General features: G+C 61.5%; 8 protein-coding genes. 2 read left to right on the forward strand and 6 right to left on the reverse strand.

Annotated elements, in window-relative coordinates; translation table 11 throughout:
• Positions 1–64: 64 nt before the first annotated feature.
• The 6 genes from HGP16_RS17070 to mutS all read right to left on the reverse strand — a co-directional run bounded on the left by HGP16_RS17070 (position 65) and on the right by mutS (position 9233).
• Complete coding sequence (locus tag HGP16_RS17070; RefSeq protein ID WP_168841210.1) at positions 65–457, reverse strand: VOC family protein; 393 nt, start codon at positions 455–457, stop codon at positions 65–67.
• A 76-nt stretch (positions 458–533) separates the two neighbouring features.
• Positions 534–1343 carry a DUF1963 domain-containing protein gene (locus tag HGP16_RS17075; protein WP_168841211.1) on the reverse strand — a complete coding sequence of 270 codons (810 nt, stop codon included), beginning with the start codon at positions 1341–1343 and terminating at the stop codon, positions 534–536.
• 133 nt (positions 1344–1476) lie between these two features.
• Positions 1477–3078, reverse strand: coding sequence for a murein biosynthesis integral membrane protein MurJ (murJ, locus tag HGP16_RS17080; RefSeq protein WP_168841212.1), 1602 nt, complete (start codon positions 3076–3078; stop codon positions 1477–1479).
• Positions 3075–5990 (reverse strand): [protein-PII] uridylyltransferase, encoded by a 2916-nt coding sequence (locus tag HGP16_RS17085; RefSeq protein WP_168841213.1) that lies wholly within the window; start codon positions 5988–5990, stop codon positions 3075–3077. Before HGP16_RS17085 ends, murJ begins: the two co-directional genes overlap by 4 nt.
• 263 nt (positions 5991–6253) lie before the next feature.
• Positions 6254–6550 (reverse strand): hypothetical protein, encoded by a 297-nt coding sequence (locus HGP16_RS17090; RefSeq protein WP_246703517.1) that lies wholly within the window; start codon positions 6548–6550, stop codon positions 6254–6256.
• A 25-nt stretch (positions 6551–6575) separates the two neighbouring features.
• Positions 6576–9233, reverse strand: coding sequence for a DNA mismatch repair protein MutS (gene mutS / locus HGP16_RS17095; RefSeq protein ID WP_205926613.1), 2658 nt, complete (start codon positions 9231–9233; stop codon positions 6576–6578).
• A gap of 197 nt (positions 9234–9430) precedes the next feature.
• On the opposite strand from mutS, the gene HGP16_RS17100 reads away from it, so the two are divergent.
• Positions 9431–11719, forward strand: coding sequence for an NADP-dependent malic enzyme (locus HGP16_RS17100; RefSeq protein ID WP_168841215.1), 2289 nt, complete (start codon positions 9431–9433; stop codon positions 11717–11719).
• 68 nt (positions 11720–11787) lie between these two features.
• Positions 11788–13197, forward strand: a complete 1410-nt coding sequence (locus tag HGP16_RS17105) for an adenylate/guanylate cyclase domain-containing protein (RefSeq protein ID WP_168841216.1) — start codon at positions 11788–11790, stop codon at positions 13195–13197.

The following is a 13197-nucleotide window of genomic DNA, read 5'->3' on the forward strand; positions in this document are numbered from 1 at the left end:
CCTTGGTTTCGAGCGGCTTATGCACGCGGGATCGATGGGGATCAAGAGGCTATGTGCCGGAGTCTCAGGAAGAATGCTGGATCAGGTCCCAAGTATTGCCATAGGGATCGGCGAAGACCGCCACCGTGCCATAAACCTCATGACGCGGCTCTTCCCGGAACGTGACGCCCTTGGCCAGCATCGCGGCATGGTCACGGGCGAAATCGTCAGTCTTGAGGAAGAAGCCGACCCGGCCGCCCGCCTGGTTGCCGATTGCGGCGCGCTGGCTGTCGTTGGCGGCCTGGGCGAGCAATAACGCTGCTCCTTCCCCGCCTTTCGGCCTGACGACAACCCAGCGCTTGCCCTCCGGCTGCACCTCGTCCTGCAGGCAATCGAAGCCAAGGGCATCGCAGTAGAAGGCTTTGGCGCGATCGTAGTCATCGACAACCAGGGCGACGAGGAAAATGGATTGGGGCATGGAAACTCCGTGTTACTTCCTTGCACGCAGCATTAACGACGATTCTTGGCTCGAAAAAACCCATAAAACGGGTTTGTCAGTAGAAGTCTGATCTGATTGCCCAGCCGTCTGGTACTCGGAACAGATATAGCGATCCGGAGTCCCCAACGTAGAAGCGCCCCTTGTCGGTGCTATCGATCTGAAGGCATAGCTCTGCTTTATCGGGCCAGTTTTCGCCTTGAATCCAGGTAGGCCAGCCGCCAAGCTTGACAGGGCATGTCCCGCGATACTTATCGGTTTCAATCACGTATTGGCTTTCAAAAAACCATTTCGAGTCGTTGGATCGCGCGACGTTGCTTGGAATCTTGAACGCAATATCGTCCCAGCTTGGCTGCTCCAGGGCAGTTGAGCGCCACCGAAGCGGAAAAGTCGGAAGGCTCTGGCTTTCCCGGTAGCCCGGACCGATAGGAACCAAATCCGAAATGGCGGAATAAGTTCGAATGACAAAGCCCTTGCCATTCTCCACATCATCCAACGGAACGTCCTCCAGATCCACCCACATGTTCAGAAGCATCAGATTCGATAATGTAGGTGGGATCTCGGGAAGCTCATCCACTCGGATTTGAACAAGCGGGTGCATCTCCCGCCCCGACTTCTCGCAGACAGGTGTTACCTCGTCTTGTCGGCCGAGAAAGTTTCCACCCCACCAGCTCGAGGCCCTATTGTCCTTCTGCGGCTTCTCGCCGCCGATTTCGCCAAAGACAGCAGGCTTAACCATCTGCTGCAATGTTTGAAGAGCTGCCTGCATCTCAAGATCAGTTGATGGGCCTTCCATAGGCGGGGCCTTCTGCTCCTTTCGCCGTTCACGAAAGTCGAAGATCGATCTCAGCCATCCCAGTGCATCCATCTCACCGCTCCGAATTGACACGCCATCTTGCGGTCAACAACTTAGGATAGCGATGCTTGTCGCCAGAGCAAACTTACTCCATTCGATCCCGCCAAGCCACCTTCTCCCCACATTGCGGCGCGAAGTGGCCCTATCATTCTCCGTTCACCGCCTTCGCATCCGGCGCTGGCGCCGGGCGCTTGCGCTTCAAATTGCGGCGTATCATGCCCAAGTCCACGCCGCCGATCAGGAAGGCGACAATGAAATAAACCGCCATCGCAATCAATATGAGCAAGCCCAGGACGCCGGTCTTGGTGAGCAGCGTCGAGCTGGACCCCAGAAGCGGCTCCCACCGATGAGACAAATATACGATGACGCCACCCATGACGGCGGAGGAGACGAGCAGCATGGCGGTGCGTCGCGCCAGCGACCATTCCCAGACGAGATGCCCGCGGCGATAGAGCGTAACGAAGAGCTGTACAGCGTTCAGCCATCCGGCAACCGCCTCGGCGAGCGCAATGCCGCGTTCGGCCAGCACCGGGAAAAGCAGGATGGACAGCGCCGAATTGACGGCGACGGCGACCGCCGTGTAGCGCATCGGCGATTTCGTATCTTCGCGGGCATAAAAGCCGGGCTGCAAGGCCTTGATCAGCACGAAAGCCGGCAGGCCCAGGCCGAAGATGGCGAGGATGGAGCCGACCAGCGTTGTATTGTTCGCATTAAAGGCGCCGCGCTCGTAAAGTACTCGGATGATATCGTCGGAGAGCAGCCACAGGGCGACAGCGGCTGGCAGCGTCAGGAACAGCACGAATTCGATCGAGCGGTTCTGGATATTGGCGGCTTCCTTGATATGGCCCGACTTCAGCGAACGCGCCAGCTCCGGCAGAAGCACGATTCCGACCGCGACGCCGACGACGCCGAGCGGCAACTGGTAGATGCGGTCTGCATATTGCAGGGCGGCGATCGCACCTTCCTTGCCCGAGGCAATCGCCTGGCCGATCACCAGATTGATCTGAGTGACACCGCCGGTGATGGCCGCTGGGATCGCAAGAAGCAGGAGCCGCTTGACATTGGGCGTGAAGCGCGGAAAGCGCAGGCCGATATTGATGCCGGCACGACGCACGCCGATATAGACGACGGCCAGCTGCAGCACGCCTGCCACCAGTACCGACCAGGACAGGTACCAGGCGGTGCTCAGCGGATCGGCGCCGTAGTAGATCGCGTAGAACAGCGCGCTGATCATCACCAGGTTTAGGAAGATCGGAGCCACGGCGGCGGCGAAGAAATGATGCAGCGAATTCAGCATGCCGCTCATCATCGCCGTCAGCGACATCGACATGAGATAGGGGAACATCACGGCGGCCAACCGGACCGTCAGGTCGAATTTCTCGGCATCGTCGGCGAAACCAGGCGCGATGACCCAACGCACCAGGAGCGGCATGCCCAGTTCCATGACGACGGTGATCAGGAACAGGACCGAGAAGAGAACGCCGAACACTTCCTCGGAGAAGCGCTTTGCGCCGTCGATGCCGTTCGCCTCGATTTCCTTGGCAAAGAGCGGTACGAAGGCGGCATTGAAGGCGCCTTCCGCGAACAGGCGACGGAAGAGGTTCGGAAAGCGGAAGGCAGCGTAGAAGACGTCGGCCATCGGCCCGGTGCCAAGGGCGGCGGCCATCAGCGTCTCGCGGGCAAAGCCGAAGATGCGACTGCCAAGCGTCGCGCCACCGACCGTGATGAATTTCTTGACTAGGCTCATGCGGCGGAACCGGCTTTCTTCTCAGGGTCTGACTTTTCGACGGCGACGCCACGCGTGGCAGCGGGCGCGATGATGCCCGATGGCATGCGCTCGCGCATTTCATCCTCCTCGCCCGCCATGACCGCCTTCAGGCGCGCGGTGATGTTGGCTCGCTTGTTCTCGTTGGAGATCTTCTGGCCGACGAGATCGGTAACATAGAAGGTGTCGATGACCTTTTCGCCGAATGTGGTGATGCGCGCCGACTGAATATCGAGCGAGAGGTCCGAGAGAACAGCCGTTATTTCCGACAACAGGCCGGGGCGATCGAGGCATTCGACCTCGATGACCGTGAACTTGTTGGAGAGGCTGTTAGTGATGATCACCGATGGCGGGATGACGAAAGCCTTGTTCTTGCGGCGATTCTTCGTCCGGGTCGCGATGACTTCCGGCAGCCGCTTGCGGCCGGCCAGAACATCCTCGATCATCTTGCCGATGGTGCCGGCCCGGCGCAGCTCATCGGCATCGTCGGGAAATTCGCGGCTGACATGGATGGTGTCGAGGGCACGGCCATCAGCCGTCGTGAAGATCTGCGCGTCGGCGATATTGGCGCCGGCAGCGGCACAGGCGCCGGCGATGACGGTCAGGAGGCGCGGATGGTCCGGCGACAGCACGGTGATTTCGGTGATGGCGTGGAAACTGTCGGTACGCACCATCGTCGCCAGGACCTGGCCCGATTTGTCGGTTTGGCGGATGAACCGCGTGTGGCGGATCTGGTCTTCCAGCGGCACGGACAGAAGATAGGGCTGGTAGTGCAGCTTGACATAGGCCTTGCGAGCCTTCTGACCCCAATCGTCCAGCGCCGCTTCCAGCGCCTTGGCGGCGGCTTCCGCCCGCTCCTTGCGCGACACTTCCGAGAAACCGCCGGCGAGCAGCAGCTCGGTCTCGTAATAGAGCGTGCGCAGCAACTGCCCCTTCCAGCCGTTCCAGACACCAGGGCCGACGGCGCGGATATCGCAGACGGTCAGGATCAGCAGCATCTTCAGCCGGTCGAGCGACTGCACCCGGTCAGCAAAATCAATGATGGTCTTGCGGTCGGTCAGGTCGCGCGTCTGGGCAACCATCGACATGGTCAGGTGCTCGGCGATCAGCCAGACCACCAGCTCCGTCTGCTTCGGTGAAAGGCCGAAGCGCGGGCAGAGCTTGCGTGCAACTGCGGCACCGGCTTCCGAATGGTCCTCCTCGCGGCCCTTGGCGATATCGTGCAATAGGACGGCGACATAGAGAGCATCGCGATCCTCGATATTGGGCATCAGCTTGTTGGTGAGCGGATGAATATCCTCGGCTTTGCCCTTGTCTATCTCCGACAGCACCTCGACGGCACGGATCAGATGCTCGTCCACCGTATAGTGGTGATACATGTTGAACTGCATCATCGAGACGATCTTGCCGAATTCCGGGATGAAACGGCCGAGCACGCCGGCCTCGTTCATCCGGCGCAGGATCAGCGCGGGATCGCGCTTCGAGGTCAGGATCGCCAGGAACAGGCGGTTCGCCTCTTCGTTCTCGCGCAGATCATTGTCGATCAGGTTCAGCGATCGCGTCACGCGTTTCAGCGCATCCGGGTGGAATTCCAGGCCATTGATGTCAGCGACGAAGAACAGCCTGATGAGGCTGACCGGATCGCGCTTGAAGACATCGGGATTGGCAAGCGCGATGCGGCCGCGATCCTCGACGAATTCGACGGTGCCGGCTATCTTGCGCGAACGGTTAGCGAAACGGCTGATGACGCCGGTGAGCCCCGGGGTGGCTTTCGCCTGCTTGTCCTCAAGCGCCGCGCAAAGGATGCGCGTGAGATCGCCGACATCCTTGGCGACGAGGAAATAGTGCTTCATGAAGCGCTCGACCGCCGAAAGGCCGGGACGGGCGTGATAGCCAAGCGCTTCGGCGATATCGCGCTGGATATCGAAGGAAAGCCGCTCTTCCGCCTTGCCTGTCAGGAAATGCATGTGGCAGCGCACGGCCCAAAGAAAATCCTCGGCCTTCTGGAAGAGGCGGTATTCCTGTTTCGAAAGCACGCCGAGCTTCACCAGTTCGGCTGTGTCGCGGACGTGGTAATAATATTTCGAGATCCAGAACAGCGTGTGCAGGTCGCGCAGGCCCCCCTTGCCCTCCTTGACGTTGGGCTCGACCAGATAGCGGGTGTCGCCGGCCTTGCGGTGGCGCTCGTCACGCTCGGCGAGCTTGGCGGCGATGAATTCCGGGCCGGTATTAGTGACAATTTCCTTGTCGAAACGCGCCTGCAGTTCGCGCTCCAGCGGAGCGTTGCCGCAGATATAGCGGGTTTCGAGAATGGCCGTGCGCACCGTCATGTCGGACTTGGCCTGGCGGATGCATTCCTCGACCGTGCGCGTGGCGTGACCGACCTTAAAGCCCATGTCCCAAAGCATATAGAGGATGAATTCGACCGCCTTGTGCGTATCGCTCTCGGGCTTCGGCTGGAAGAGGAAGAGAAGATCGATATCGGATCCCGGCGCCAGCGTATCGCGGCCATAGCCGCCGACCGCCGTCACGGAGAAGGCGCCCGCCTGCTTCGGATAGACGTGACGGACGGTGAAGTCGTAGAGGATGGTGATGATCTGATCCTGCAGCCAGGAAATCCGGTAAGCGCAATCGAGGCCGCCGCCTTCCGCGATCAGCGATCGCCGCGCCGCCTCGCGTCCGTCCTGGCTCGCCCTTTTCAACAGCGCGAGTAGAGCGGAACGCTCCTCATTCTTGTCCAGACCGCGTTTGGCGAGAGCCTCGCATTCCGCCCTCAGCGCGGATACGTCGAGAATGGTCGAAAAATCGATATGATGCGTTTCCATGCTCTGCCGATCGGCTTTCTGTTCACTGACGGCGACGCGTTGCCGGCGCGCCTGTCTTCTCGTCTGCATGCGCTATAGCCCCTTTGGCCGGCGATTAACACAGGCATTCTACGCGCGGATCGCTCGAGGGTAGACTGCATGGAATCGACGATTCCTAGATTTCTGCTAGAGCATGATGCCGAAAAGTGTGATCGGTTTTCGGACGACATCATGCTCTACTGCTTTGTTTCTAGAGCGGATTCAGATTTTAGGTCGAACAGACTTAAAATCTGAATCCGCTCTAGGCCAAAGTTGACGAAGCGTGACGGCAATCGACGCAGAAACCGGCGGTTTTAGGGCCTTGCCGGCTCGATCACCCGCCTGAGCTCGTTCAAGCTATGCAATATGTTTCGCGATTGGGCGCCGATCTGCGTCACCATTTCGCGTTCACATTCCCAATAGCCGGCTTTCGCGATCTTCGAACAAATGTCGGAAATGCGGCTGCAGGACAGGGTGATGTCGAGGAGGCCGCGATCGGATTCGCAGTCCGGGGGCTCACCCTCGCCACAGATCTTGCCGCGCGCGGCAATCGGAGAGAAGCGCTCGCCCAGAATGCGGACTTCGGCGAGAAGAACTTCGAGATACATCATGTTGTCCTTGGAATATCGCCTATGATCAGCCGGTCTTGGTGAGGGTTTTCTTCAGCTCGTAGAGCACGTCGAGAGCGGCACGCGGCGTCAGATCGTCGAGATCGAGCGTCTTCAGCCGTTCCTCGACCTTGGAGGGCTCTCGCCGGCCGCTCGCCTCCTCCCGGCGGACGGCCACCTGGAAGAGAGGCAGATCGTCGATGAGCTGGCTTGCCGGATTCTTGCGGTCGGCATCTTCAAGCCGCGTCAGAACGTCGCGGGCGCGTGCCACGACCGAAGCCGGCAGGCCCGCGAGACGCGCTACCTGAATGCCGTAGGAGCGATCGGCCGCCCCCGGCCCGACCTCGTGCAGGAAGATGACGTCGCCGTCCCATTCCTTGACGCGCATGGTGGCATTGGAGAGCCGGCCGAGCTTCTCCGACAGGACGGTCAACTCGTGGAAATGCGTGGCGAATAGGCCGCGGCATCGGTTGGCTTCGTGCAGATGCTCGACGGCGGCCCAGGCGATGGAAAGGCCATCGAAGGTCGCGGTGCCGCGACCGATCTCGTCGAGGATGACGAGGGAACGCTCGGTCGCCTGATTGAGGATCGCCGCCGTCTCGACCATTTCGACCATGAAGGTCGAACGTCCCCGTGCCAGATCGTCGGAAGCGCCGACGCGCGAGAACAGCCGGTCGACAATGCCGATATGGGCTGACGTGGCGGGCACGAAGGAGCCCATCTGCGCGAGAATGGCGATCAGCGCGTTCTGGCGCAGGAAGGTGGACTTACCGCCCATGTTCGGGCCAGTCAGGAGCCAGATGGCGCCGTCCTTGCCGTCGGCCTGCGGCGAAAGATCGCAATTATTGGCGACGAACGGGCCGCCGGCCTGACGGCGCAAGGCCTGCTCGACGACAGGATGACGGCCGCCCTCGATGGCAAACATGCGGCTTGCATCGACGGCAGGCCGGCAATAGGCCTGCTCCTCGGCAAGCAGCGCAAGCCCGGCCGCGACATCGATCACCGACAGAGCGCGGGCGCCGGCTTTGATCGCCTCTGCATTGGCCACTACGGCCGCGACCATGCGATCGAAGGCCTCGAGTTCGATCGCCAGCGCTTTGTCGGCGGCGTTGGCGATGCGGCTTTCGAGATCGGCAAGCTCGGTCGTGGTGAAGCGCATGGCGTTCGCCATGGTCTGACGATGAATGAAGCGCGCCTTCGCTTCGCTCGTGTCGGTCATCGGACCGGCATTGCCGGCCGTGACCTCGATAAAATAGCCAAGCACATTGTTATGCTTGATCTTCAGCGACTTGATGCCGGTTTCCTCGGCATATTGCAGCTGCAGGCCGGCAATGACGCGGCGTGATTGATCGCGCAGTGCCCGCACTTCGTCCAGCTCGGCATTCGCCCCATCCCGCAGAAAGCCGCCGTCCCGCTTCAGCAGGGGTAGTTCTTCGGCAAGCGTTGCGGCAAGCATGTCTTCGAGATCGGCAGGCAGGGCGCGCAGGCCGGCGAGCGCGGCGGCAAGCTCTTCCGGCAGCAAGGCACTACAGAGCAGACGGGCGAGATCGGCGGCAGCGGCCAATCCCTGGCGGATCGCCCAGAGGTCACGCGGGCCGCCGCGATCGAGCGCGAGGCGCGACAGGGCGCGCGGCATGTCAGGCACATGCTTCAGTGCTGAGCGCAGTTCGCTGCAGAGAGACGGCTCCTCCGCCAGAAAGCCGATCGAATCCAGCCGCTCGTTGATGCGCTGGGGGTCAGTCAGCGGCGACATCAGCCGCTCGGCGAGAAGACGGGCGCCGCCGCCGGTGACGGTGCGATCGATCGCCTTCAGGAGCGAACCATTGCGGTCGCCGGAGAGCGTGCGCACCAGCTCGAGATTGGCGCGCGTGGCGGGATCGATGAACAGCGTCGATGCGCCGCTTTCCCGCTCCGGAAGCCCGAGCGGCGGCCGCTCGGCAAGCTGGGTCTTCTCGACATAGGCGATGGCGGCGGCGGCAGCGGCCATTTCGGCGCGGCTGAAGGTGCCGAAACCATCGAGCGTCGACACGCCGAAGTAACGGGTGATGCGCCCCTCGGCACTGGCGCTGTCGAAGAGCACCGCCGGCTGCGGAACGGCGGTGCGACCGAGGATGTCAAAGACCGGCTTCAATTCCGGATCGTGGAACATCGTATCCGGCAGGATCAGCTCTCTCGGATCGATGCGCAGGATATCGGCGAGCAGCCGCGAGCCCTCCGTCTCCGCCAGCCGGAACACACCCGTCGAAATATCGATCCAGGCGAGCGCCAGCTGCGGTTCGGCGCTACCGCGAATACGGGTGAGCGCCATCAGATAGTTGGATTCGGAAGGCGAGAGCAGCTTTTCCTCGGTGATCGTGCCTGGCGTAACCAGGCGCACGACATCGCGCCGCACCACCGACTTGCCACCGCGTTTCTTTGCCTCGGCCGGATCTTCCACCTGCTCGCAGACGGCGACGCGGAAGCCAAGAGCGATCAGCTTCTGCAGATAGTCGTCGGCGGCGTGAACCGGCACGCCGCACATCGGGATATCCTGCCCCATGTGCTGGCCGCGCTTCGTCAGCGTGATGCCGAGCGCGCGCGAGGCATCGACGGCGTCTTCGAAGAACAATTCGTAGAAGTCGCCCATGCGATAGAACAGCAGCGAACCGGGATTGTTCGCCTTGATCTCGATATACTGCTCCATCATCGGAGTGGCCGAAGCGCGGCTCTCCTCCGAGGCAAGCTCGGCGGCCGAGAAAGCATCGATGCTGGCGGTAATACGTTCGTTCACGGAGGTGCAGTTTTTCCAAAAAAATGAGGTGCCACCCTATCCGCGCGCCGCTATAGAAGACAACAGCTATCGGGCAAGAGGGACCGGTCGCCCACAGGAGGTTTGGAGGAACAATGGCTGACAGCAAGAGCAAGTCGCGTCCGGGGACGGGGATCACCGATCAGGAAGCACTCGATTTCCACAGGAACGGCCGCCCCGGCAAGCTTGAGATCAACCCGACCAAGCCGATGGCGACCCAGCGCGATCTTTCCCTTGCCTATTCGCCCGGAGTGGCCGTTCCCGTGAAGGCGATCGCCGCCGATCCGGCCACCGCCTACGACTATACCTCGCGCGGCAACATGGTCGCCGTCATCTCGAACGGTACGGCCATTCTCGGCCTCGGCAATCTCGGGGCTCTGGCCTCCAAGCCGGTCATGGAAGGCAAGGCGGTTCTCTTCAAGCGCTTCGCCGACGTCGATTCGATCGACCTTGAAATCGACACGGAGAATGTCGACGAGTTCATCAATTGCGTGCGCTATCTCGGCCCCTCTTTCGGCGGCATCAATCTCGAGGACATCAAGGCGCCGGACTGCTTCATCATCGAGCAGCGGCTGCGCGAGCTCATGGACATCCCGGTATTCCATGACGACCAGCATGGCACCGCCATCATCGCCGCCGCCGGGCTGATCAACGCGCTTGAGCTGACCGGGCGAGACCTGAAGAACACCAAGCTCGTCTGCAACGGCGCCGGCGCTGCAGCCATCGCCTGCATCGAGCTGATCAAGGCCATGGGCTTCAACCCGGAAAACATCGTCCTTTGCGATACGAAGGGCGTGATCTATCAGGGCCGCAGCGAAGGCATGAATCAGTGGAAGTCGGCCCATGCCGTCAAGACCGACAAGCGCACGCTGGCTGAAGCGATGGCGGGTGCCGACGTGGTTCTCGGCCTTTCGCAGAAGGATGCCTTTTCCGAAGACATGATCCGCTCCCTGGCGGACAGACCGATCATCTTCGCCATGGCCAATCCCGATCCGGAAATCACGCCGGAGGAAGTCGCCCGCATCCGCGACGACGCCATCATGGCGACCGGACGCTCGGACTATCCGAACCAGGTCAACAACGTCCTCGGCTTTCCCTATATCTTCCGCGGAGCGCTCGACGTGCGTGCCACCACCATCAATGACGAGATGAAGATCGCCGCCGTCAACGCGTTGGCAAGCCTTGCGCGAGAAGACGTGCCTGATGATGTGGTCGCCGCCTATCAGGGCGCAAGGCCGCGCTTCGGCGCGCAATACATCATCCCCGTGCCGTTCGATCCGCGTCTGATCTCGGCAATTCCGGTGGCCGTCGCCAAGGCGGCGATCGAAAGCGGCGTCGCCCGCCGCGAAATATCGGATATGGCGGCCTATGCGCGCGAACTCTCGGCCCGGCGCGATCCGATCGCCTCGACGCTCGCTCAGCTCTACGAGCGTGTCCGCCGGTATCAGAAGCGCATCGTCTTTGCCGAGGCGGAAGAAGAACAGGTCATGCGTGCCGCCCTTTCCTATGCCAATCAGGGGCTCGGCACCGCAATCCTGCTCGGCCGCGAGGATCTGATCGAGGCCACCGCCGAGCGCGCTGGCATCGATCTCAATCGCCCCGGCCTTGAAATCGTCAACGCGCGTATTTCCAAGCGTGGCGATTCCTATATCGACTATCTCTATGCCCGGCTGCAGCGCCAGGGCTACCTGCATCGCGATGTGACGCGCCTGATCCACAACGACCGCAATCACTTCGCCGCCTGCATGGTGGCGCTGGGCGACGCCGACGGCATGGTAACCGGCGTGACGCGCAACTATTCGACGGCGCTCGGCGACGTGCGCCGCTGCATCGACGCCAAGCCGGGGCACCGGGTGATCGGCATATCGATCGTGCTCGCCCGCGGCCGCACCGTCTTCGTCGCCGATACCGCGGTGCACGATATGCCGACGGCCGTGGAGCTCGCCGATATCGCCGAGGAAGCAGCCGGCTTTGCCCGTCGCATGGGCTATGAGCCGCGTGTCGCCATGCTCGCCTATTCCACCTTCGGCCATCCCTCGGGCGAGCGCTCCGAGCGGGTGCGCGAAGCTGTCAGCATCCTCGATCATCGCCATGTGAACTTCGAATTCGACGGCGAAATGTCCGCCGACGTGGCGCTGGACCGCAAGATCATGGAGAGCCTCTATCCCTTCTCGCGGCTTTCCGGGCCGGCAAATGTGCTCGTCATGCCCGCGTTCCATTCGGCGGCGATCTCCACCAAGATGCTGCAGGAACTCGGCGGCTCCACGGTGATCGGGCCGTTGCTCGTCGGCCTCGACAAGCCGGTGCAGATCACTTCCATGGGTGCCAAGGATTCCGACATCGTCAACATGGCTGCAATCGCAGCCTATGGCGCGGGCACGTGACTTTTGCCACTGGTGGGGCAGCCGAACAAAGATGATGGCTGCCCTCTGAAATAGGTGTAGAATAGGGGATGACTGAAGCTCAGCCCCTATTCGAAGTGCTGCGCCATTCAGCGCGGCCGGATATCGTCGACGCAATCGAGCGGATGGTCCTTGAGGCGCCCGACCGCAAGCTCAACCGCATGAATGCGCTCGCCTTTGCCGGTGAACATGGCTTCGACGAAGAACAAACCATCAGTGCCTTTCTCCATGCCGCGCGCCTTGGCCTGTTCGAGATGTCCTGGAATGTGCTGTGTCCCGGATGCGGCGGCGTGCTGGATGCCAATACATCGCTGAAGTCGGTCCAGAGCGAAACCTACAGCTGTACCTTGTGCGCAGCCGGCTACGAGCCGACGCTCGACGAGATGGTCGAAGTCACCTTCACCGTCAGCCCGCGCTTGCGCCACATCGGCGCCCACAATCCGCATGATTTGCCGCCTCATGAATATTTTCGCCAGATATACTGGAGTTCGGGCGTCGACCTTCCGGAGGACGGCTATGAGGAAAAGGTCGACGAATTCCTGTTGGAAGCCCTGGAGCTGCCGGCGGGGGAAAAGGCTGTCGTATCGCTGCAGCTGCCAGCCGAATTCGTCATTATTTTTGAACCGGTTACCCATAGCGCGCAGTTCCTCGACATAAAGGGCGAACCAACCAGGGAGCGGCAGAGCATATCGCTCGTCTTCGATCGCATGCATCGGCACCACGACACGATCGGGCTTCGACCCGGCCCGCTGCGCATCGTCATAGAAAACCATACGGAGGTCCGCACCCTGCCGTCGGTGTGCATCGCCAACGACGCACTTCACACGCTGCTCGGCCAACGCCGGCCATTCCTGACCGCCAAGCGGCTGCTCTCCAACCAGACCTTCCGGGACATATACCGGACTGACACGATCGACATCAACCAGCGGCTGAAAATCGCGAGCCTCACCTTTCTCTTCACCGATCTGCGCGGTTCGACGGAGCTCTATGAGAGGGTCGGCGATCTGGCGGCCTTCGATCTGGTCAAGACACATTTCAGCATCCTGCACGAAATCGTGGGCGCGGAGGCCGGTGCGGTCGTCAAGACCATCGGCGACGCGGTCATGGCCACTTTCCCGACGCCAGACCGGGCGCTCGCCGCGGCGATGCGGATGCGCGAGGCCATGTCCAGCCTCAACAGGGAACGCGGCAACGACGACCTCCTTCTGAAGATCGGCATCCACGAGGGACCGTGCATTGCGGTCAGCCTGAACGAGCGGCAGGATTATTTCGGACAAACGGTCAATATCGCCTCGCGCGTGCAGCATCTGGCGACGTCGAGCGAGATATTTGCCACGGGTGCGGTGCTGGAGAATGCCCGCGCCGCCGAATTGCTGACAATGCGAGGCGTAAAGCCGCAATCGCATCATGTCGCGCTTCGCGGCATCACGGATGCGATCGATATCTTTGCTATCCCTTAA

The sequence above is a fragment of the Rhizobium sp. P40RR-XXII genome, from assembly GCF_012641405.1.
Lineage (GTDB): Bacteria > Pseudomonadota > Alphaproteobacteria > Rhizobiales > Rhizobiaceae > Rhizobium.